This window comes from Petrotoga halophila DSM 16923 (genome assembly GCF_002924615.1).
Genome location: NZ_JALY01000089.1, coordinates 1 through 21961 on the forward strand (window position 1 = coordinate 1; position 21961 = coordinate 21961).

Sequence of the window (21961 nt, forward strand, 5' to 3'; positions counted from 1 at the left end):
AAAATAATACGGTAAAATAATAATGACCCAGGGTAATGAAATTTTTTTCATAGTTCATAAAAAATTTATTTTGGGAGGAAATTTCTATGTTCGAAAGAGAAAAAATCCATGAAATAGAAAAGTCAAAAAAAGAGTGGGAAGAGAAAAAATTAGAACGTACCTTAAGCCGCTTCCCAGAGAGAAAAAAAGAATTTGTTACCTCATATGAAGATGAGATTGAACGGCTTTACACACCTTTAGATATAGAAAACTTAGATTACATTAAAGATTTAGGATTCCCTGGTGAATATCCTTTCACTAGAGGTGTACAACCAACTATGTACCGTGGTAAGTTGTGGACGATGCGGCAATATGCAGGATTTGGGTCTGCAGAAGAATCAAACAAAAGATACAAATATTTACTAGAACAAGGCCAAACAGGCTTATCCATAGCCTTTGATCTGCCAACGCAGATAGGGTTTGACTCAGACGATCCCATGTCCGAGGGAGAAGTAGGAAAGGTTGGAGTAGCAATAGATTCACTAAAAGATATGGAGATTCTTTTCGATGGTATCCCTCTTGATAAGGTGAGTGTTTCAATGACTATCAACTCAACTGCGATGATTTTATTAGCAATGTTAATGGCTATTGCAAAAAAACAAGGTGTTCCTTATGAAAAACTCAGAGGCACTATTCAGAACGATATTTTAAAAGAATACATAGCAAGAGGCACTTACATCTTTCCACCTAAAGAATCTATGAAGTTGATAGTAGATATCTTTGATTATGGAAGCAAAAACCTTCCAAAATTTAACTTAATAAGTATCAGCGGCTATCATATTAGGGAAGCAGGAGCCAATGCGGTTCAAGAAATAGCTTTTACATTAGCAGATGGAATAGCCTATGTCGAGGCAGCAATTAAAGCTGGCTTAGATCCAAATGAATTTGGAAGGAACCTTTCATTCTTCTTTAACGCACATAACAACTTTTTAGAAGAAGTGGCAAAATTTAGGGCAGCTAGAAAATTATGGGCAAAGATTATGAAAGAGCGATTCGGTGTGACGGATGAAAAGGCAATGAAATTGAAATTTCATACCCAGACAGCAGGCTCCACGTTAACCGCACAACAACCTTTAAACAACATAATAAGGGTAACTATTCAAGCTTTGGCTGCGGTTATGGGGGGTACTCAATCGCTTCATACTAACTCTTACGACGAGGCTTTAGGATTACCTACAGAACAATCTGTTACCGTCGCTTTAAGAACTCAACAAATTATAGCCCACGAAATGGGAGTAAGCGAAACTGTAGATCCTCTAGCAGGATCGTTCGCTGTAGAAAAATTAACCTCAGACATAGAAGAAAAAGCCCAAAAATATTTAGAAAAAATAGATGAAATAGGTGGAATGGTAAAAGCCATAGAGGCCGGATACCCTCAAAAAGAAATATTAAACAGTGCTTATAAAACACAAAAAAGGATAGAAAACAAAGAACAGATCATAGTAGGGGTTAACGAATACAATTCTGACAAGAAAGAAAAGATAGATATCCTAAAAGTTGATGAAAAACAAGAAGAAAAACAAATAGAAAAATTAAAAAATTTAAAAAAGCAAAGAGATAACGCAAAAGTAGAAAAATCTTTGAATAGATTGAAAAAGGCTGCAATAAATGAGGAGAACTTATTCCCCTATGTTATAGAATGTGTAGAAAACTATTCCACAGTAGGTGAAATAACAAACATTTTAAAAGAAGTTTATGGGGAGTATCGTGAAAGTACTACAATCTAATTATTTTTTTATATTAACCGAACCTTTGCCATTTTAGAGACTTCAGAAAATGAGGGTGGGGAGCGTGGCGAAGGGGCGCTAACACAAGTTTTAGAGCTTCTAAAGTCAGCATTTACCATTTGGAAAGGAGGCAGCATTCAAATGAGTACAAAAATCCGTGTATTAATAGCTAAACCAGGACTCGATGGTCATGACCGCGGAGCCAAGGTTCTAGCAAGAGCGCTAAGAGACGCAGGAATGGAAGTAATCTACACAGGAATAAGAAGAACCCCGGAAGAAATCGTTGAAGCTGCAATACAAGAAGATGTTGATTTAATTGGCTTATCTATACTTTCAGGTGCACACATGAAATTATGTGAAAAAATACTAAGTTTACTAAAAGAAAAGGAAGCTGATATTCCCGTTACCCTCGGGGGAATCATTCCAGAAGAAGATATCCCAGAACTAAAGGAAATGGGCATAATCGAAATTTTCACCCCAGGTACTTCCTTAAAAGAAATCATCGAGAAGGTGAAAGATATTGCAATGGGAAGAAAAGTATGAACAATTACTTCCAAAATTTAAAGCCCAGAATAAAACTGCTTTAGCGAAGATGATATCTCTATTAGAAGATAATTATTTGCAAACCTGGGAAATTATTTCTCGATTACATTCGGATATTCAACCAAAAAATTCATATGTAATAGGTGTTACAGGGAGTCCTGGCGTTGGAAAAAGCTCTTTTATCTCAAGATTAGTCTCATTTTACTCCAATAAAGGTCAGAATATTGGAATAATATTGATTGATCCCAGCAGCCCTTTCAGTGGTGGGGCTTTTTTGGGAGATAGGGTAAGAATGTTTGATTTAACCAACTCTTCTAACGTTTATATCAGAAGTATAGCAAGTAGAGGTGCAATGGGGGGAGTCTGCAATTCAATTTATGATATTATTGATGTAATGAAGGCATTTGGCTTCGATACAATAATCATAGAAACAGTGGGAACCGGTCAATCAGAGATCGATATATTCTATGCTTGTGACACTACTCTTTTAATATTATCTCCTGATTCTGGTGACGAAATTCAAATTTATAAGGCAGGAATAATGGAAATAGCTGATTGCTATATTGTCAACAAGATAGATCTACCTAATTCCAAAAGGTTTTTAATGTACTTAGAAAATTATTTAGATTCACAAAACAAAGATGATAAAAAAGTTTTTAGTGTTAGTTCTACTGAAAACAAAGGATTTGAAAAAGTTTACGAATGGTTAGAATCGAGCAGAAAATACTTTCAAATCCATAATTCAAAAGAAAATTTAAGAAAAAAAAGTCGCGTTAAAAACTATCTTTTCCATTTGATAGAAAATTTCTTGGAAGGTTATTCTTTGGAAGATCAAGATACTGATTCTCTTAAAAAAGACGTTATAGCCTTCATCTGTGAAGAGGAGGAGGAAAATGGAACCCAAAATTGACCACATCGGAATTGCTGTCAATTCCATAGAAAAAGCATTCAAGTTGTATAGGGATTTATTTCAAATTGAACAGGGTACAGAGGAGATTCTTGAAGATAGAGGTATAAAAGTTACCTTTTTATACATAAAAGATGTTAGAATAGAATTGATGGAACCTATAAGAGAGGATTCTGAAATATCAAATTTTTTAAAAAAACGAGGCGTGGGATTCCACCACATCGCATACCAAGTAGACAATATTCGAATGATCTTGGAAAACGCAAAAAAACTTGGTTATAAAACCTTATCTGATGAACCTAATCGAGGAGCGGGTGGAAGTTTAGTGTTCTTTTTACATCCAAAATCTGCTAACGGTATTTTAACTGAGTTCGTTGAGTATCAAAAATAACAAATAACAGTTTGCAGGGTGAGGAGACAAGCACTCCTTTATCCTTTAAGATGGGCTGCAAGGTCTAACGGACCTTTGGTCCCTTCCTTTAAATGGGCGGGGAGCGGGGTAAAGGGACGCTAAAACAGATTTTAGAGTTTCTAAAAGCAGTAAATATTGCAAATAAGGAGGCTTCATATATGCCAGATGAAGAACTAATTCAAAAAATAAAAGAATTGAAGAAAAAGAAAGAATCCCTTCTTCTTGGAGGAGGAGAAGAGAGAATAGAAAAACAACATAAAATAGGTAAGTTAACAGCCCGTGAAAGAATAGAAGCTCTCGTAGATGAAGGTACTTTTGAAGAAATCGATATGTTAGTTAAACATAGATGTACATACTTTGATTTAGATAAAAAAGAATTTCCATACGATGGAGTTGTCACAGGATTTGGAGAGATCAACGGCAAAAAAGTTGCAATTTTTTCCCAAGATTTCACCATTCAAGGTGGATCCCTTGGAGAAATGCATGCAAAGAAAATAATGAAATTACAAGATTTGGCAATGAAATACGGCATTCCTTTAATCGGAATAAACGACTCTGGAGGAGCCAGAATACAGGAAGCGGTTGATGCTCTATATGGCTACGGTGGAATCTTCTATAGAAACACCCAGGCTTCTGGTGTAATCCCACAAATAACTGTTATAGCAGGCCCGTGTGCAGGAGGAGCGGTTTATTCTCCAGCGATAACTGATTTCGTAATTATGGTTGATCAAACTTCCCAAATGTTCATCACCGGCCCTCAGGTTATAAAAACTGTGACTGGAGAAAACATTGATAAAGAGAATCTGGGTGGGGCAAAAATTCATAACTCAAAAAGTGGTGTTGCCCACCTTTTGGCAAAAGACGATGAGGAAGCCATGGAACTTGTCAGAAAGCTACTTTCTTACATACCTTCAAACAATATGGATCCTGTAGAACCCACTGATTACGATAAAAGCTACGAATTACCTGAAGAAATAAACGAAATAGTTTCACCTAACCCGAAAAAAAGTTACGATGTAAAAGATTTAATCAAATTAGTATTCGATCCCGGTACTTTCTTCGAAATTCATCCTCATTTTGCCAAAAATATGGTTGTAGGATTTGCCAGATTGGAAGGAAAATCTGTTGGAATCATTGCCAACCAACCAAAAATCTTGGCCGGTTCGCTCGATATCGATGCTTCCGATAAAGCAGCCAGATTTATAAGATTCTGTGATTCTTTTAATATACCTATTATAACCTTTGTTGACACACCTGGATATTTACCAGGAGTATCACAAGAACACGGAGGAATAATTAGACATGGAGCAAAGCTTTTGTATGCTTATTCTGAATCCACAGTTCCAATGATTACTGTAATTCTTAGAAAAGCCTACGGTGGAGCATATATTGCAATGGCTTCACAACATTTAGGCGCTGATTTCGTATTTGCCTATCCAACTGCGGAAATAGCTGTTATGGGATCCGAAGGAGCAGCAAACATTATCTTTGCAAAAGAGATAGAAAATTCCGAAAATCCGGAAGAAACGAGAAAAAAACGCGTAGAAGAATACAAAGAGCGGTTTGCAAATCCCTATGAAGCAGCCTCAAGGGGTTATATAGAAGATGTTATAGAACCCATCGAAACAAGAAAAAAATTATCTGCTTCTCTCTCTATAGCTTACTCAAAGGTAAAACCAACTCCATCTAAAAAGCATGGAAATATTCCTTTATGATGGAGGGGTAATTATGAAAAATGTATGGTTTATTGCGTTAATGGGAATATCTATAGTTTTTTTATTGTTAATAATTTTAATGACGATGATTTGGCTTTTTCGCTTTTTCTTTAAAAGTAAAAATAGTAATAATTTACCGGGCAAATCAAGTTTAGGAAAACCTCAAAAAGAGTACATAAAGCCACCACAAGTTAAAAGAATTGAAAACCATGAAAAAAGAGATGAAGAAGAACTTTTTGCTATCGTTTCAGCTATAACTACTTATCTTACTCATAAAGAATTCAAAATTGAAAGTATTAAAGAAGTTTCAAACAAAGAGTTAGAATCAAAAAGGGAAATTAAAACAAGATGGATGAAACATGAACCTTCTATTTCTTGGAGACCTTATTACAAAAAAAGGTGGAGGTAAAGTAAATTGAAAAGAAAATTCAAAGTTACTATAAACGATAAAACCTATGAGGTTGAAGTTGAGGAAATAGGCTCTGAAAATACTAACGAAGAAAAAATAAAACAAACAGAAGAAAGAACCTCTGAAAAAGAGAAATTTAGTGAGTCTCCCAAACCTACTGCCGACAAAAAAAACGAAAAAAGAGCCAAGAAAAAACCTACGAAAAAACAAAAAGATGAAGAGGAAAAGATCCCTGAGGAGTCAATTAAAAGAGAAACAGACGCCGGTTATGAGGTCAAAGCTCCTCTTCCAGGAGTAATTAACGAAATAAATGTGAAAGAAGGACAAAGCGTTAAAGCTGGAGATAAGCTTGTCATAATAGAAGCAATGAAGATGGAAAATGAAATACCCGCTGAAAATGACGGTGTAGTTGAAAAAATTTTGGTAAAAAGAGGGGACAGCGTCGAGGGGGATCAAACATTAATGATTATAAGGTAAAAACCATTAATCTCCAACGTGAAAGGGGGCACATGTCTCGATCAAATGAATGAAACTCTCGCTTTAAAAATAAGACGATTTGTGATATCCATTATAATTTTTGTTCTAATAGTCTTTACTGGAACGGTAGGGTATATGGTACTGGAAGATTGGGTTTTTTTAGACTCTCTATTTTTTACTATAATCACATTGAGTACCGTTGGATACGATATACCTGCCGATCTATCGAGAGTTTCACATATATTTACAATGGCATTGATCCTCTCTGGAATAACGGTAGTTTTATACTCTCTTTCAACCCTAACCTCCTTCATTGTTGAAGGTGAGATGAGAAACGTTTTGGAGGTAAGAAAAAGGATGAAAAAAATAGATGGTATGAATAATCATTATATTGTTGTAGGAGCCGGTAAAACAGGATTTTTTGTCTGTCAAAATCTGTTAAAAGAGAAAAAAGATTTTATCCTATTGGACAAATCAGAAGAAAGAGCCCAACAATTTCTAAAAGAAATAAATGCGGAAATTCCATATTTTATTGGTGACGCAAAAAATGAAACGGTGCTGGAAGAAGTTGGAGTCAAAAGAGCTGATAGCATCATATTAACCCTACCTTCCGATGTGGATAACTTGTTTGTTGCTTTAACGGTGAAAAGTATAGTTCCTAAAATCAACATTATTTCAAAAGTCAACGACCCAGAATCGGTGAAGAAACTTTCTTATGCCGGGATCAACAAGATCGTTCTTGAATCTGAAATCTCCGGTAATAGATTAGCCTATATGGCAACCCGGCCTAACATTGTATCGTTTCTTGAAACGATAATACACACACCTGAAAAAGATTTACAGCTGGAAGAGGTGGATATACCCAAAAACTCTTGGGTAATTGGTAAATCCCTTAAAGAAATAGCCCTACCCGACAAGGTAGATATGATTGTGATAGCCGTAAGAAAAAAAGATAATAAAAGTATATTCAATCCTAAGGCAAATACCATAATAGAAGAGGGAGATGTGATAATAGTACTGGGGGAAGATTCTAAAATTAAAAGATTGCGAGAGATAGTTGAGCAAGATAGTTACCAGCTAAGCTGAGGGGGTATAAAATGTATAAAAAAACTTTGTTTCCCATTTTAACGATCCTTTTACTTTTTTCACTAGGATTTTCAATAAATTTAGAAGTTGACTTTCAAGGAACATACGATAATTACGACGAAGAAACCTTCACTGACAGGATAGGTATAAAATTATACAATTACACTCCAAACTTTGATATCACAAGCGGGTTAGCCTTCTACAACGATGATAAATATTATTTTTATGAGTCAAGTTACTACTGGGATCACTATTTTTTGATAGAAAATAGTTATATCACCCTTAGAAACGACGATCAAACCCTTGAGTTGAGTGGAGGTATAAAGCAACTAAAAGATGAGGTGAATTCTCCTTATTCATTGTTCTTTTCTTCCAATAATATTCCTCTTGTCAATTTAGATGTAGGTTATGAAGATGAACATTTCTTTTTTGAAACTATGTGGGTTCAATTGGTAAGTGAAAATAACTGGAATTTTGCTCCTAAAGCAATGAATTACAAAACGTATGGATTGAAATTTGGCAATTTCAGGGTAGGTTATCAAGATGTGCTAGTTTACAACAGGGCCTTTGACTTTTTTTATTTTCTAAACCCCATGCCTGCATATTTTGCTCAAGAGATTAGAGCATTCAAGAATGATATGCCTTGGTCTGAAGATATAAACGATAACTCAATAATGGGATTCTTCTTTGATTACAAGGACTCTAATTATTATATATACTCTCAACTATTAGTAGACGATTTCAACACCAACAGGTTCTTCAATCCAGAGGGCACACAAAATCCTGATAAAGTAGCCTTTTCTTCAGGCTTAAATCTAACAAGCAACTTAGGAACTTTTGGTGTTTACGGTGCCTTTGCAACCCGATACACTTTTCAACCAGGATGTGGGGACAGTAGTTACACTATCTATCCAGAAAGTATTTATTATTACTATAATGATGATAATGAGAAGATTATGAAGATTATAGAGTACACAGATAACTACATCGGATACAAATACGGCGAAAACACGGTTTCTTTCCTAGTTGACTATGATTACACGTACAATAATTGGCTCAACCTTTATTCTTCTTTTGAAACGGTGTTTTCTGGAAGCAAATCACCAACCGAGGATACCGCTCCAGATGAAGGCACCTACCTTTTGGATGATCCGCTTTTGGAAAAACGATATGTATATACCATAGCAACAAACTTCTATTTTAAAAATCTTGAATTTAACCTATCAGCCGATATGGGAGTAATACAAAACAAATTAGAATTCAATGAAGATAAAGATACTTTCGAACCTTCAACTGAAGATGAAAACATTTTAAGACTAAACTTTGGATTTGGTATAGAATTTTAATATAATTTTTAAATAAAAACAATAACCTTCTTTCTATTTTCTGTTATAATTGCACATGAAAAAATCCTGCTTCTGATAAGTTCAGAGGCCTAAGACCATAGGAGGAGGTATAAAGTGGGAAAAAGATACTATGAAACAATGTTTGTCATTAGAACAGACATTCCTGAAGAGGAAAGAAATGCTTTGGCAGAAAAGGTGAGAGGTTGGATAGAAGGCCAACTGGAAGGTGAAGTCGAAGAGTTCACGAGATGGGGTGTAAGAAAATTAGCCTATAGAACTCAAAAAGGTAAATTTACAGAAGGAGATTATACTTACATCATATACAAAGCTGATCCAGAAAAGGTTAACCAACTGGATGATCTTTTTAAAGTTAACCAAGAGATTTTTAGGTTCCAAACGATTAGAAGAGAAGATCTTGAAAAAAAAGTAAGAAAAACTCAGAAAGAATCAAAAATAAAGGTAGAAGAACCAGAAACTAGTGAAGAAATTTAACTAAAATTAGGAAGTGTTTCTTATGTCTATTTCTTATAATAAAGTTATTTTGGTTGGAAGATTAACCAGAGATCCAGAGATACGCTCTACTATGAATGGAAATAACGTTGCAAACTTTCACTTAGCTGTTGACAGACGTACTTCAAATAATCAAGATGGTACAGATTTCATAAAAATCGTGGCTTTTGGTAAACAAGCAGATTTTGCATCAAACTATTTAAAAAAAGGAAAGTTGATCCTAGTAGAAGGATCACTTCATATTAATCAATGGACAGATAGAGATAATATTAAAAGAGAAACCGCAGAAATTTGGGCTAATAGAATGAATTTTATGGAAACAAAAAAGGCTCAACAAGCTAACGAATTTTCTGATATGGACATTAGGGTGGAAGAAGGATTCTCAGAGAAAGAGAGAATTTCAGACAATGATAATACGATCGAAGAAATAGATGATGACGCTTTACTCGAGAACGATGCTCTCTTAGAAGAAAGCTTTAGTGATCTCGAAAATCATCTTTCTTCAGATGATAAACCCATCTGATCACAAAAACGTACAAATAAGTTTTTAATAAAAAATGGTAACGGGAAAGAAAATAACAATTGGGAAAAACGGAGGTTTTAACTAGGATGGCTTACGTTAAAAGGGAAAGAAAAAAAGTAAAAAAATGCAAATTATGCAGAGATAACGTTGAATATATTGATTACAAAGATGTTAGAAAATTGAAGGAGTTTATGAACGATAAGGGAAAAATCCTTCCAAAAAGGATAAATGGAAATTGTGCCAAACATCAAAGAATGGTTCGAAGAGCGATTCATCGTGCTAGAAAAATGATGCTGGTTCCTTATGTGAACGAGTGAGGCGACAATTTACATCGTAAATACAATAGATAGAGGAATCCCTCTATCTATTTTTTTTGAAGGTATGTTTTTCATCCAATTATGATAAAATTGTACAAAGGGGTGTTGTAAAAGATGAAAGTATTGTTGCTGGAAGATGTGGCAAAATTAGGGAGAAAAGGTGAAATAAAAGAGGTATCTGATGGATACGCAAGGAATTATCTGATTCCAAAAAATTTGGCTGTTGAAGCAACCGATGGTTATATAAAGCACATAAAAGAAAGCAAAAAAATAGAAGACAAAAAGAAGGAAAACCTAAGAAAAAGAAGCGAAGAAATTTTAGAAAAATTAAAAGATACAAAAATAGAAATAAAAGCAAAAGCTGGAGAAAAAGGCAAACTTTTTGGTGCTGTAACAGCTCAAGATATATCCGAGAAAATAGAAGAATTACTCGATGAAAAATTTGATAAAACTTGGTTTGATGAAAAGGTAAACATAAAAGAATTAGGAACTCACACTTTAAAAGTGAAACTCCCTCAAGCTGTGAGAGGGGAAATAAAGGTAGTAATTAAATCAGAAAACGAATAAATTACAATGGGAGTTGTGGTAGTTGGAGTTTTTAATAAGATCAAAGGCATTATATACGACATGGGTTTTTTATAAGCCTGATAGAATACTTTTCGATGCTGGTGAAGGGGTTAGTGCAGAGTTAGGAAACAAAATATATGGTATTGAAAAGATTATTTTAACACACTCCCACGTAGATCATATAGCTGGATTATGGGGTATCATTAACACTCGTAATAACGCTATGGGGAATAGAAATAAAAAACTTGAAATTTATTATCCAAAGGGATCGGAAAATATTAGTGAGTATTTAAAATTCATAAGTAAAATGAATAAAAGATTAAGATACGAAACAGATTTTAAGGAAATGACATTATCGGATACGATCCCTCTAAACAACAAAAGATTTATAAAACCCTTTAAAACAAGACACACCCCTGGAGAAACCTCTTTTGGTTACCAAATTTTAGAACAAAGAAAAAGACTAAAACAAGAGTATAGAGAACTAAAAGAATCAGAAATAAAAGATCTAATAATCAATAAAAAGGAAGACATTTTAGAAAATTACATTGCCAATATATTGACTATAAGCGGGGATTCTTTACCTATTCCGCCTAATTTCGCAAAAAATTGTGGAACGCTGGTTCATGAATGTACCTTTTTTGATGAAAAGGATAGAAAAATTAGAAACCATACCTCCCTATCAGAATTAAAAAATTTAATAAACATCTCCAAGCCTAAAAGAGTCATCATATACCATGTCTCAAGTAGGTACAACAGCAAAATTAAGTTAGTCAAAGAAGAAATGAATAAAGAATTTCCAAATATACAAATAAATATCGTTCACCCAGAAAGAGTTTTCAAAATCTAAAGTAAATATGAGGTGATAATTATGGGTCAATGGGGCGTGTGGGTTATTTTTGCAATAATTTTTGCAGTTGCTGAAGCTATACTTCCATCTTTTTTCTTTCTATGGTTTGCTATAGGAGCTGGGGTGGCAGCTATTACTTCTTTATTTATTTCATCGGTTGTTTTAAATTTGGTAATATTCTTAACCGTTTCTTTTTTGTTATGGATCTCAACGAGAAAAATCGTACAAAATATGTACAAAGGTTCTTCTACCATAAAACCTTATCAAGATCAATTTGTTGGTATGAAAGCTAAGGTGGATAAGATTGATGATAAAGGAAGAATCATCGTTAAAATAAAGGGAGACGAATGGAGAGCATATCCGGAAGATGAAGAAACCCATTTTAATGTGGGAGATGATGTTACAATCACAAAAAAAAGTGCTAATTTTGTGTATATAAAAAAAAACAAAGCCACTGAAAATAATCAAAAAGAAGAGATAGAGGAATAGAATGCACTTTTGGTGAACACAATTTGAAAAAGAAAGGTGGGAAAAGCAATGTTGGTAATATTGATAATAGTAGTTCTATTTTTGATTTTTATTGCAGCAATGAGTTTGAAAATTATACGTCCTTACGAAAAAGGGTTAGTAGAAAGATTAGGGAAGTTTCATAGACAGGTTGATTCTGGATTAAATTTCATCATGCCTTTCATAGAAAGAATAACCAAAGTAGATTTAAGAGAAATGGTGATCGATGTTCCACCTCAAGAGGTTATCACTAGGGATAACGTTATAGTTACTGTTGATGCCATTATATATTACGAGGTAACTGATGCTTATAGAGTAGTCTACAACGTTGGAGATTTTACATCTGCCGCTGTTAAATTAGCTCAAACAAATCTAAGGAACGTTATAGGAGAATTAGAATTAGACCAAACATTAACCTCTAGGGAAAGAATCAACACAAAACTCAGAGAAGTATTAGATGAAGCTACCGATAAATGGGGAGTAAGAATTACCAGAGTAGAGATTAAAAAGATCGATCCGCCTCAAGACATTATGGATGCAATGAGCAAACAAATGAAAGCCGAAAGAATGAAAAGAGCTGTAATCTTAGAAGCTGAAGGGTACAAACAGTCACAAATTACCAAAGCGGAAGGAGACAGAAACGCCGCGATATTAAAAGCAGAAGGTGAGGCGGAAGCCGTTAAGAAAAAAGCAGACGCTCAAAAGTATAAATTAAGTATCGAAGCAGATGGAGAAGCTGAGGCAATTCTTAAAGTTTTCGACTCAATTCATAAGGGTAATCCTACAAAAGATTTGATAACTATAAGATATTTTGAGGCATTAAAAGCAATTTCAGACGGAAAATCAACAAAGGTCTTTATGCCTTATGAAATTTCGGGAATATTGAGTTCTGTAGCTGCTATGGCAGATATTTCGAAAAACGATACAATTCCTGATAGCAACCCAGAAAATAAAGAATAAAACTCTGAGGTAATTTTTATGGTATTATTAAAGTCGTTGTTTATCAATGCAATTAGTTTTTTAATAGCTTTTGCTGTTATTAAATTTCTGATCATGAAAAACAAAGAACCCTATCATTTTGTAGATTATTTTAACATATACGGCTTAACATCTTTTTTGCTGGTATGTTTTTATTTGAAATATTTAAACGATTTATCAATATTTATGGAAATAATTGTATTTTTTATCTTGTTCTTATTTTACCTTAGATCGTTTGACGCAGCCACTAAAAAATATCATGAAAGGTTCAAAATAACTATTCTCTCTTTCGGATATTCAAAAAAAACATACTTTAGCAATTTTCTCTCAAAAAAAATACTAATGAGGGGAGGTGAAGCTTTTCTTTTCGCCGTATCTTTTTATTATTTCATGGATAAATTATTTTTGTCAATCCCTTTAACACTAAACCCGCTGATAATAATAATACCAGCGATCCTTTTATTTTTTACAACGATTGTTAAATCATCAAAAATTAACACAGCGTATAGAATTTTAAAGTAGATTAAATCAAAATATGTTAATATACCTATAGGAGGTATATAAATACTAAATTAGATGGAGGTTTTTAAAATATGGAAAAATTAATGGACAAAGAAACACAAAATAAAGTAAAAGAAATTTTAGAGGAATTGACAGAATCTGTTCAAATATTCTTAATCAAAAATGACGGAGAATACTCTGAAATAGTTGAACAGTTGCTTGGAGAACTCAAAGAATTAGACGATAGAATAAAGGTTAACACCTATCATTCTGATTCCGAAGAAATCAACAAGTACGAGATTGAAAAAGATTTATCACCCGTTACATTAATATTAGATAGTGAAGGGAACGATTATGGCATTCGATACTATGGAATCCCGTCTGGTTACGAGTTCACCACCCTTCTTCAAAATATTATAGCTGTTTCTAATAAAAGTGTGAACTCTTTCAGCGATGAAAACAAAGAAAAATTATCCCAGATAAATAAAAAGATAAGAATCAGAGTTTTTGTAACTCCAACCTGCCCATACTGCCCTAGGGCCGTTTTTGCAGCTCACCAAACAGCTATGTTAAATCCTAATATAACAGGGGAAATGATAGAAGCAAACGAATTTGATAGAATATCTTTCGAATACGGTGTTAGTTCCGTTCCACATACTGTGATAGAAGAAAAAGAAAATGAAAGATGGATAAAGAAAGGTGAGTTCGTAGGGGCCTACCCTGAAAATAGTTTTGTGGAAGAAGTTTTAAAAGCTGTTGAATAACGTAGTTAAAGGAGGTCCTTAGATGTTTTTTAACGTTGAAGGGGTAAACAAAAAATCGGAAATAAAACAACAATACGACATTGTAATAATCGGTGGCGGTCCGGCTGGGATTTCAGCTGCTATATATGCCTTACAGGGTGGAGCTTCTGCCCTTGTAATTGAAAAAGCAATTGAAGGCGGCCAAATGAATTTAACAGATATTATAGAAAATTATCCAGGATTTAAATCGATAAAAGGTGAAGAACTCTCTACTTTGATGAAAGAGCATGCAGTGCACTTTGGAGCCGATTTTTATGACGGAAAGGTTGTAGAATTAAAGGATGAAGGCTCCAATAAAATGGTTGTTATGGAAGATGGAAAAGCAATTAAATCAAAGGCAATAATTATAGCAAGTGGATCTAACCCTAGAAAATTAGGAGTTAAAGGTGAAGAAGAATTTTCCTCCAGAGGTGTTTCTTACTGTGCGTCGTGCGACGGCCATTTTTTTAAGAATAAAAAGGTTGCTGTCGTAGGAGGAGGAAACACAGCTGTGGAGGAAGCGGTTTATTTATCGAATATAGCTAAAGAAGTTTATATAATTCATAGAAGAGATAAACTTAGAGCAGATAAACTCTATCAAGATAGAGCTTTTTCTCGAAAAAACATAAAATTTAAATGGAGTTCAGTCGTTGAAGAACTTAAAGGCAAAGATAAAGTCGAAAGTTTAGTCATAAAAAATCTAAAAAGTGGTGAAGTGTACGAAGAGCCATTCGATGGAGTTTTTGTTTTCATTGGATTAGTTCCAGAAACAAGCTTTTTAAATATCAACCTGTTCGATATAGACGAATATGGTTTCTTAATTACAGACGAGAATATGGAAACTAATATTAAAGGTATTTATGCAGTAGGAGATATAAGACACAAAGAGATCAGACAAATTGTAACCGCTGTATCCGATGGAACTATAGCTTCTTCACACGCAATTCGAGAATACATAAATGAAGATCAAATACCATCAACTGAATCAATAAATTTGACAAAATAAAGATATGATTGTATAATATATTTAGAACCTTAACTCAGTTTAGGGAGTAACCCCTTTACTTAGTTAAAGGAATTGTTCGTAGGAGGTTATAGAAAAGATGTCTAGAGGATTAGATCCAGAAAAAAAAGAAGAACTTATCGAGGAATTTAAAGTCAACGACAAGGATACTGGTTCTGTAGAAGTACAAATAGCTCTACTTTCTGCTAGAATCAAACATTTAACGGAACATTTGAAACAACACCCAAAAGATTATCATAGTAGACGTGGATTGATGATGATGGTAGGAAAAAGAAGAAAGATGCTCAAATATTTGAGGAAAAACAAACCCTTAGTTTATCAAGAGATTATTAAGAAATTAGGTATAAGAGGTTGATAACAAATTTTCAAAAAGCGGGGCATACGCTCCGTTTTATTTTTATGATGGAGGTGTGAGAATGAAAGTATTGGAAAAGGAACTGTTTGGGAGAAAATTACGTATTGAACACGGTAAAGTTGCCAAACAGGCTCTTGGTTCTGTGATGCTGACTTTTAACGAGTCAACCATATTAGTTACAGCAGACGCTTCGGAAGATGCAGTAAAAGGTCAGGATTTTTTCCCGTTAACCGTAGAATTTCAGGAAAAATTCTACGCCGTTGGTAAAATTCCAGGAGGATTCATAAAAAGGGAAGGAAAGCCAAGTGACGAAGCTATACTAGCTGCAAGACTTATCGATAGACCAATTAGACCTTTGTTCCCTGAAAATTTCTTCAATGAGGTTCAAGTAATAACTACAGTCTTTTCGATGTTGAATGACGACAGCATAGAAACATGGGGTATAACAGGTGCTTCGTTGGCCTTAAATCTTTCACCTATCCCATTTGATGGTATCGTCGCAGGAGTGAGAATAGGATACGTTGATGGACAGTTTGTAGCCTTCCCAACCCAAGAACAACTAAAAAATTCTAAAATCGACATGGTCGTTGCAGGAACTAAAGATGCAGTTACGATGGTGGAAGGTGAATCACTGGAAGTGTCGGAAGAAGAAATGGTCGATGCCCTGATGTTTGCACAGGAAAAGATAAAAGAAATTATATCAATTGAAGAAGAGTTACTTTCAGAATTTAATATTGAAAAATGGGAAGTTCAAAAAGAAATAGTTCCAGAGGAATTTATTGAAGATTACCTCTCACTCATAGACGAAGAAGAGTTAAAAAAGGTACTACTCACAAAAGGTAAAAAAAATAGGGATAAAGTTATATCAGAGTATAAAAAGAATGTAATGGAAAAATTTGAAGAACAATTCTTGGAAAAATGGAGTGTTGCATTTTTCGAAGATAAGAAACGTTTCTTAGAAAATGCGTTTGAAGAAAAGCTTCAAGAATCGATGAGAAAGATGATCATTCAAGAGAACAAAAGAGTTGATGGAAGAAATTGTGATGAAATTAGAGACATCAACTGTGAAGTAGGACTAATACCTAGAGTGCACGGTTCTGCTCTTTTTACCAGAGGAGAAACTCAATCTCTCGGAACTGTTACATTAGGTGCCCCTTTGGATGTTCAAGTTATTGATACTATATTTAGCGACGAAGAAAAGAGGTTCATGCTCCATTATAATTTTCCGCCTTTCTCAACCGGTGAAGTAAAAAGGCTTAGAGGAGTCAGCAGAAGAGAAATTGGCCACGGACATTTGGCAGAAAGGGCACATAAAAACCTTATCCCAAGCGATGAGGAGTTTCCTTATACTATTAGAGTCGTTTCAGATATTTTAGAATCTAACGGTTCTTCATCAATGGCTAGCGTATGTTCCGCCTCTTTGGCCTTAATGGATGCAGGTGTACCTATCCAGAAACATGTAGCTGGTATTGCCATGGGTTTGATCTTCGAAAACGATGAGTTTGTAGTTTTAACAGATATCTTAGGGATGGAGGATCACCTTGGAGACATGGATTTTAAAGTAGCAGGAACTAGAGATGGTATAACCGCTTTTCAAATGGATGTTAAAACCAGCCAGGTTAATAAAGAAGTTCTTCAAAAGGCTTTAGAAAAAGCAAAAATAGCAAGGTTAAGGATTTTGGATAAGATGTATGACACTATCCCCCAACCCCGCAAAGAGCTGTCACCATACGTTCCCATAATGAAAGTGTTTAAAATACCCGTTTCAAAAATAGGAGAAGTAATCGGACCCGGAGGGAAAAATATTAAAGAAATCAGTGAACTATACAATGTCGAAGTTTACATAGAAGATGATGGAAAAGTCAAGATAACCGGAAATGATTCAAACAAAGTTGATGAAGCTATTAAGCATATTCAGAATTTAATCACAGAAGTAGAAAAAGGTGGAATTTTTGAAGGTACAGTAAAAAGAGTCGAAAAATACGGAATATTTGTAGAAGTGTTACCAGGCAAGGTTGGGATGTTGCATGTATCCAATTTGAAAGACAAACTTCAGACTTTTAAAATTGGTGATAAGGTTAAAGTCGAGGTAATGAAGGTTGAAGACCAAGGAAAATTCCAATTAAAACAATTAAAAGATGGAAATTAAAATTCAAACGTGCGGCTTCTTTACCGCATGTTTTTATTAATTGTATATAAATATTGTCCCCCTTTTTGCCCCATTGCTCCCCTCATTTTATTTCTAAAGTGTCTAATAATTTTAACCCTTAAATCACATACCCAAAATTAAAAAAGATTTTACAGTTGCTTTCGAAGTTCTTACTTAGGACAATTATCCATCCACATGTTTATTTTATGTTTTAGATATAATCTTTATTGTTATGGTATAATGGAATATAGTGAATTTGGTGTTTTTCCAAACAAAATATTCAAGAAAAATGATTTTAAATGATTTTAAATAGGGTTCTTTGGAGTGCTTTTCTCTAAAAAGATTTTAAGTGCATTTTTTTATATTTTATTTTTTGGGAATTTTTAAGGGACGAAGCCCCTTAAACGCTAGGAGGTAAACCAATTTTGTACAGTCATAAAATATTAGACAATGGTTTAGATGTAATTCTTGTTAAAAGGGATTCTATGATGAGTGCTTCTGTACTTTTTTGTGTGAAAGTAGGTTCTTCAAAGGAGACAAAAGAAAACGCAGGATTATCTCATCTCATTGAACATATTTCTTTTCGAGCAACTAAAAGAAAAAATACCTTCGAAATAAAGCAACCAATAGAAGAAGTAGGTGGCGTCTTAAATGCCTTCACTTCAAAGAATTTCACAGTGTTCTTTGCAAAGATACCTTCTCTAAAAGTGAATGAAACACTAGAAATCATGTCAGAGATCCTTTATGAACCTTTATTTAAAGAAGAAGACATAGAAAAGGAAAAAGGTATAATATTAGAAGAAATCTCTTCATATGAAGATGAACCAATAAACATAGTATTTGAAAATTTGTACAAAAATGTATACGATGACAACTTTTCAAGACCTATAATGGGATACAAAGATACCGTTATGAATATAAAGAAAACAACAATTGAAGAGTTCCACAACAAATACTATCAACCGGAAAATACAGTAGTCATAATATCAGGAAAGTTCGACGAGGATTCAGTATTGAAACAACTCAATGGAATAAAAAGTATTGCAAATTTGAACTCCTTTAAAAATAACATCACCAGTCCTTCGATAGTTGACAAAGAAATCTTCATCAAAAAATACAAAAATGATTTGGCTAGCAATTATTTAGTTCAAGGATTTAAAGCACCTCCTAAATTAGATAAATCTTATTACTCTACACTAGTACTCAATACCTTTCTGGGAAGTGGAATGAGTTCCCTGCTATTTTCAAAAATTAGAGAAGAAGAAGGTTTGGCATACGAAGTCACATCTGATTATGAAACTTATCCGAAAGCTGGTTTGCTATTATTTTATGCGGCAACGACCGAAAAAAATCTGGAAAATCTACTCGGAAAAATAGAGGAAGTTGTAGAAGATCTCAAGAATAATAAAGAAATCGAAAAATGGTTCAATTACGGGAAAAAGAGATTAATCGGTAAATTGACTTTAGAGGTGGAAAACAATTTATCTATGGCATTAAATGTTTTAGATTTGTATGTAAATTATGGTAAAATCATTACGATAGAAGAATTTATAAAAAATATAGAAAAGGTTGAAATTCATAACGTTGTTGAAACGGCAAAAAATATTTTTTCTAATAATAAATATGTTTCAATACTTTCACCAAAAAATCAATAAAATCCTGAAGGCGGGTGTTCTTTATGAAAAAAATACCTTTTTATGAATTAAAACCCGGTCAAATAGTTGCGGAAGATGTCTTTAAAGAATCTCTGTTGTTAATTCCAAAAGGAACTGTCTTAAAATCAACTGACATTAACAGGTTACGAAGCCATGGCATAAAGATGGTAAATGTTTACGATGAAAATGATTTTATTGAAAAAAAGATCGAAGAAAAAATCTCCATAGAGTTTGAAAATATTCCCCCTATTGTAGAAGAGGAAACATATAATGAATGGCATCAACATTTCGAATTTGTAAAAGATATAACGTATTTAAAGGAAGATCCTTCAGAATTGGATTCCCTTGCAGAAGATATTTATAAGAAATTTTTAAAAGCCGAAGATGTCGTACTAAATTTATTCCATGCTATAGGAAATGAAGCTTTAAATTCTCATTCTATAAATACATCGATTATTGCCTCTATAATTGCTTCAAAATTGAATATGCCAGATGTATTCTTCGACTCTCTTGTAAAAACGTGTTTACTCCATGACATTGGATACAGCTTGATAGGAAAAAGAGTGATATTTGATTATATAGACCTAGAAGATGTAACGGTCAGATCTCATATTGTATCCGCTTATGAAACATTAAAAAATATTCAAAAAAATATAGGAAAAGAAATTGTAGATGCTATTTCCACCCACCACGAACGCTACGACGGAACAGGTATTTTCATGAGATTAAAAGAGAACGCTATAAGTCCGTTGGTAAGAATATTACAAATAGGTGACGCCTACGATTCCTATATAGAAATAGGGAACTCCCCATACGATGCGATGAGTTTTCTCTTAAGATATTCAGGATTAATTTTTGATCCATATTATGTAAGTATTTTCTTTTCAATAGTTGGGTTGTATCCAACAGGAACCCAAGTAATTTTAAACAACGGAAAACAGGCTACTGTTGTCAAAAAGGGAAAAACATCATCTTTTCCAATAGTGGAATGTGATGGGAAAACGATAGAAACGGGAATGGAAACCGGCTTGTTCATCAGAGAAGTACTGAAAAAAGGAGAGTAAATGTTGGCTGAGAATATCTCGGAAAGTCTTGAAAATTATTTGAGGGCGATTTATATTTTACACATTGATGGAAAAATACCAAGAGTAAGAGATATTTCGCGAATATTGTCTGTAAAAGATGCTTCCTCAGTTGAAGCCATTAGAAAACTAGAAAAATATGGTTATGTTAAACATGAACGGTACGGTTATGTAAAACTTACGGAAAAAGGTTTGCTTAATGCTGAAAAGGTTTATAGAAGATACATAATTCTCATAGATTTTTTTGTAAACGTGTTAGGACTTTCAAAAGAAGAAGCATACACCTTATCTTGCGGTATTGAACATCACATGAATGATAATTTTTATATTTCTTTAGATGGATTAATGCTATTCCTTAAAAGAAACCCAATAGAATTAACTGAAGCGAAGAAGTTTATTTCAAATTACAGAAAGAAAATGCCTCATGACTTCAAAACTTCTCTTTGGGATTTAAATGTATCAGAATCTGCAAAAATATACGATATTTCAGGAGATTCTACGTTAAGAAAAAACATAATGGACAAAGGGATATATCCTGGTTTAACTCTAAAAGTAATTAAAAAAAACGATGACATCATCGAAATTTTGGTTAATGAAAAAGTAATCAACCTTACGTCGCATGAATCAAAGCATATAATAATAGGAAATCAAAATAAAAGTTTAACTCTTTAAATTTATATTTTGTTCTAAGGAGGTACTTATGACCACCAAAATCGAAAAAGCTTCTCAATTCATTAAAGAAAACATAGAAATAAAACCAATTTTAGGATTAATATTAGGTTCTGGCCTTGGATACATTGCGGACCAAGTAGAAAATCCAAAGGTAATCGAATACAAAGACATTCCTTTTTTTCCACAATCAACTGTAGTAGGACATGAAGGATCTTTAGTAATAGGCACCATAGAGGGTATCCCGGTCATAATATTAAAAGGACGATTTCATGCTTACGAAGGAATTGAACTAAAAGATATTGTTTTCCCTATTTATGTGATGAAGAATTTAGGCGTTAAAGGCTTAATAATAACGAATGCAGCTGGGGGAATAAACAGAACATTTTCTCCAGGTGATATAGTGGTAGATGTCGATTTCATCAATTTTACATTCAAAAATCCTTTACGGGGCCCTAATTTAGAGGAGTTTGGTCCAAGATTCCCTTCTTTAGTTGAACCTGTTGACAAAAAGTGGGTAAAAAACGTTATAGAAAAATGTAAAAAAGATAATATAGAACTAAAACAGGGAACTTATTTATGGACTTTGGGTCCATCTTATGAAACCCCTTCTGAAATTAGAATGTTTGATAAGTATGAAGCAGACCTTGTGGGCATGTCAACCTTACCAGAAGTGATGGCTGCGAATCATGTTGATTTAAAAGTTATTTCATTTTCCGCTGTTACGAATATGGCTGCTGGCATTCTCCCACAACCTCTAAGACATGAAGAAGTACTTAGAATAACTGAAAAAATAAAGGGAAAGTTTGAAAAGGTTGTATACAACGCTAT

25 protein-coding genes are annotated in these 21961 nt (G+C 33.8%); all 25 read left to right on the plus strand.

Annotated features, from left to right (window positions below):
• The first annotated feature begins 86 nt into the window (after positions 1 to 86).
• Positions 87 to 1766, plus strand: coding sequence for an acyl-CoA mutase large subunit family protein (locus tag AA81_RS03845; protein ID WP_103898265.1), 1680 nt, complete (start codon positions 87 to 89; stop codon positions 1764 to 1766).
• Positions 1767 to 1907: 141 nt separating this feature from the next.
• Positions 1908 to 2309, plus strand: coding sequence for a cobalamin B12-binding domain-containing protein (locus AA81_RS03850; protein ID WP_103898266.1), 402 nt, complete (start codon positions 1908 to 1910; stop codon positions 2307 to 2309).
• Positions 2287 to 3219, plus strand: a complete 933-nt coding sequence (gene meaB / locus AA81_RS03855; protein ID WP_103898267.1) for a methylmalonyl Co-A mutase-associated GTPase MeaB — start codon at positions 2287 to 2289, stop codon at positions 3217 to 3219. Before AA81_RS03850 ends, meaB begins: the two co-directional genes overlap by 23 nt.
• Positions 3203 to 3607 carry a methylmalonyl-CoA epimerase gene (mce, locus tag AA81_RS03860; protein ID WP_103898268.1) on the plus strand — a complete coding sequence of 135 codons (405 nt, stop codon included), beginning with the start codon at positions 3203 to 3205 and terminating at the stop codon, positions 3605 to 3607. The genes meaB and mce overlap by 17 nt, the downstream gene beginning before the upstream one ends.
• A 179-nt stretch (positions 3608 to 3786) precedes the next feature.
• Complete coding sequence (locus AA81_RS03865; protein ID WP_103898269.1) at positions 3787 to 5343, plus strand: acyl-CoA carboxylase subunit beta; 1557 nt, start codon at positions 3787 to 3789, stop codon at positions 5341 to 5343.
• Between the two features lie 13 nt (positions 5344 to 5356).
• A complete protein-coding gene (locus tag AA81_RS03870; RefSeq protein WP_169999602.1) occupies positions 5357 to 5752 on the plus strand; it encodes an OadG family protein in 396 nt (131 codons plus the stop codon).
• A gap of 6 nt (positions 5753 to 5758) precedes the next feature.
• Positions 5759 to 6229, plus strand: coding sequence for a biotin/lipoyl-containing protein (locus AA81_RS03875; protein WP_103898271.1), 471 nt, complete (start codon positions 5759 to 5761; stop codon positions 6227 to 6229).
• Between the two features lie 45 nt (positions 6230 to 6274).
• A complete protein-coding gene (locus AA81_RS03880) occupies positions 6275 to 7315 on the plus strand; it encodes a potassium channel family protein (RefSeq protein WP_103898272.1) in 1041 nt (346 codons plus the stop codon).
• Positions 7316 to 7326: 11 nt separating this feature from the next.
• Positions 7327 to 8661 carry a hypothetical protein gene (locus AA81_RS03885; protein WP_103898273.1) on the plus strand — a complete coding sequence of 445 codons (1335 nt, stop codon included), beginning with the start codon at positions 7327 to 7329 and terminating at the stop codon, positions 8659 to 8661.
• Between the two features lie 114 nt (positions 8662 to 8775).
• Positions 8776 to 9153 (plus strand): 30S ribosomal protein S6, encoded by a 378-nt coding sequence (rpsF, locus tag AA81_RS03890; RefSeq protein ID WP_103078483.1) that lies wholly within the window; start codon positions 8776 to 8778, stop codon positions 9151 to 9153.
• Between the two features lie 22 nt (positions 9154 to 9175).
• A complete protein-coding gene (locus AA81_RS03895) occupies positions 9176 to 9694 on the plus strand; it encodes a single-stranded DNA-binding protein (protein WP_103078484.1) in 519 nt (172 codons plus the stop codon).
• An 86-nt stretch (positions 9695 to 9780) separates the two neighbouring features.
• Complete coding sequence (gene rpsR, locus AA81_RS03900; protein ID WP_103077779.1) at positions 9781 to 10011, plus strand: 30S ribosomal protein S18; 231 nt, start codon at positions 9781 to 9783, stop codon at positions 10009 to 10011.
• Between the two features lie 114 nt (positions 10012 to 10125).
• Positions 10126 to 10578: a 50S ribosomal protein L9 gene (gene rplI / locus AA81_RS03905; RefSeq protein WP_103898274.1), complete on the plus strand. Its 453-nt coding sequence runs from the start codon at positions 10126 to 10128 to the stop codon at positions 10576 to 10578.
• Between the two features lie 22 nt (positions 10579 to 10600).
• Entirely contained in the window at positions 10601 to 11428 is an 828-nt protein-coding gene (locus tag AA81_RS03910; protein WP_103078486.1) for an MBL fold metallo-hydrolase, read from the plus strand.
• A gap of 21 nt (positions 11429 to 11449) precedes the next feature.
• The gene (locus AA81_RS03915) at positions 11450 to 11917 is read left to right on the plus strand and encodes an NfeD family protein (protein ID WP_103078487.1); all 468 of its coding nucleotides are present in this window, start codon (positions 11450 to 11452) and stop codon (positions 11915 to 11917) included.
• A 48-nt stretch (positions 11918 to 11965) separates the two neighbouring features.
• Positions 11966 to 12895, plus strand: a complete 930-nt coding sequence (locus tag AA81_RS03920) for an SPFH domain-containing protein (RefSeq protein WP_103078488.1) — start codon at positions 11966 to 11968, stop codon at positions 12893 to 12895.
• A gap of 18 nt (positions 12896 to 12913) precedes the next feature.
• Positions 12914 to 13435: a hypothetical protein gene (locus AA81_RS14150; RefSeq protein WP_103898275.1), complete on the plus strand. Its 522-nt coding sequence runs from the start codon at positions 12914 to 12916 to the stop codon at positions 13433 to 13435.
• 71 nt (positions 13436 to 13506) lie between these two features.
• The gene (gene pdo / locus AA81_RS03930; protein ID WP_103078490.1) at positions 13507 to 14178 is read left to right on the plus strand and encodes a protein disulfide oxidoreductase; all 672 of its coding nucleotides are present in this window, start codon (positions 13507 to 13509) and stop codon (positions 14176 to 14178) included.
• 22 nt (positions 14179 to 14200) lie between these two features.
• A complete protein-coding gene (trxB, locus tag AA81_RS03935; RefSeq protein WP_103898276.1) occupies positions 14201 to 15202 on the plus strand; it encodes a thioredoxin-disulfide reductase in 1002 nt (333 codons plus the stop codon).
• Positions 15203 to 15299: 97 nt separating this feature from the next.
• Positions 15300 to 15575: a 30S ribosomal protein S15 gene (gene rpsO, locus AA81_RS03940; RefSeq protein ID WP_103078492.1), complete on the plus strand. Its 276-nt coding sequence runs from the start codon at positions 15300 to 15302 to the stop codon at positions 15573 to 15575.
• A 61-nt stretch (positions 15576 to 15636) separates the two neighbouring features.
• Positions 15637 to 17724, plus strand: a complete 2088-nt coding sequence (locus tag AA81_RS03945; RefSeq protein ID WP_103898277.1) for a polyribonucleotide nucleotidyltransferase — start codon at positions 15637 to 15639, stop codon at positions 17722 to 17724.
• 425 nt (positions 17725 to 18149) lie between these two features.
• A complete protein-coding gene (locus AA81_RS03950) occupies positions 18150 to 19379 on the plus strand; it encodes a M16 family metallopeptidase (RefSeq protein ID WP_103898278.1) in 1230 nt (409 codons plus the stop codon).
• A 23-nt stretch (positions 19380 to 19402) separates the two neighbouring features.
• Positions 19403 to 20443 (plus strand): HD-GYP domain-containing protein, encoded by a 1041-nt coding sequence (locus AA81_RS03955; RefSeq protein ID WP_103898279.1) that lies wholly within the window; start codon positions 19403 to 19405, stop codon positions 20441 to 20443.
• Between the two features lie 3 nt (positions 20444 to 20446).
• Positions 20447 to 21133, plus strand: a complete 687-nt coding sequence (locus AA81_RS03960; RefSeq protein ID WP_169999603.1) for a metal-dependent transcriptional regulator — start codon at positions 20447 to 20449, stop codon at positions 21131 to 21133.
• A 28-nt stretch (positions 21134 to 21161) separates the two neighbouring features.
• The coding region (locus AA81_RS03965; RefSeq protein ID WP_103898281.1) for a purine-nucleoside phosphorylase at positions 21162 to 21961 on the plus strand (800 nt) is incomplete at its 3' end.

Coding starts and splice junctions, on each gene's coding strand:
- AA81_RS03850 (WP_103898266.1), top strand. CDS start 1,908: ATGAGTACAAAAATCCGTGTATTAATAGCTAAACCAGGACTCGATGGT.
- AA81_RS03955 (WP_103898279.1), top strand. CDS start 19,403: ATGAAAAAAATACCTTTTTATGAATTAAAACCCGGTCAAATAGTTGCG.
- AA81_RS03885 (WP_103898273.1), top strand. CDS start 7,327: ATGTATAAAAAAACTTTGTTTCCCATTTTAACGATCCTTTTACTTTTT.
- AA81_RS03870 (WP_169999602.1), top strand. CDS start 5,357: ATGAAAAATGTATGGTTTATTGCGTTAATGGGAATATCTATAGTTTTT.
- rplI (WP_103898274.1), top strand. CDS start 10,126: ATGAAAGTATTGTTGCTGGAAGATGTGGCAAAATTAGGGAGAAAAGGT.
- rpsO (WP_103078492.1), top strand. CDS start 15,300: ATGTCTAGAGGATTAGATCCAGAAAAAAAAGAAGAACTTATCGAGGAA.
- AA81_RS03920 (WP_103078488.1), top strand. CDS start 11,966: ATGTTGGTAATATTGATAATAGTAGTTCTATTTTTGATTTTTATTGCA.
- trxB (WP_103898276.1), top strand. CDS start 14,201: ATGTTTTTTAACGTTGAAGGGGTAAACAAAAAATCGGAAATAAAACAA.
- rpsR (WP_103077779.1), top strand. CDS start 9,781: ATGGCTTACGTTAAAAGGGAAAGAAAAAAAGTAAAAAAATGCAAATTA.
- AA81_RS03865 (WP_103898269.1), top strand. CDS start 3,787: ATGCCAGATGAAGAACTAATTCAAAAAATAAAAGAATTGAAGAAAAAG.
- pdo (WP_103078490.1), top strand. CDS start 13,507: ATGGAAAAATTAATGGACAAAGAAACACAAAATAAAGTAAAAGAAATT.
- AA81_RS03895 (WP_103078484.1), top strand. CDS start 9,176: ATGTCTATTTCTTATAATAAAGTTATTTTGGTTGGAAGATTAACCAGA.
- AA81_RS03945 (WP_103898277.1), top strand. CDS start 15,637: ATGAAAGTATTGGAAAAGGAACTGTTTGGGAGAAAATTACGTATTGAA.
- AA81_RS03915 (WP_103078487.1), top strand. CDS start 11,450: ATGGGTCAATGGGGCGTGTGGGTTATTTTTGCAATAATTTTTGCAGTT.
- mce (WP_103898268.1), top strand. CDS start 3,203: ATGGAACCCAAAATTGACCACATCGGAATTGCTGTCAATTCCATAGAA.
- AA81_RS03880 (WP_103898272.1), top strand. CDS start 6,275: ATGAATGAAACTCTCGCTTTAAAAATAAGACGATTTGTGATATCCATT.
- AA81_RS14150 (WP_103898275.1), top strand. CDS start 12,914: ATGGTATTATTAAAGTCGTTGTTTATCAATGCAATTAGTTTTTTAATA.
- AA81_RS03845 (WP_103898265.1), top strand. CDS start 87: ATGTTCGAAAGAGAAAAAATCCATGAAATAGAAAAGTCAAAAAAAGAG.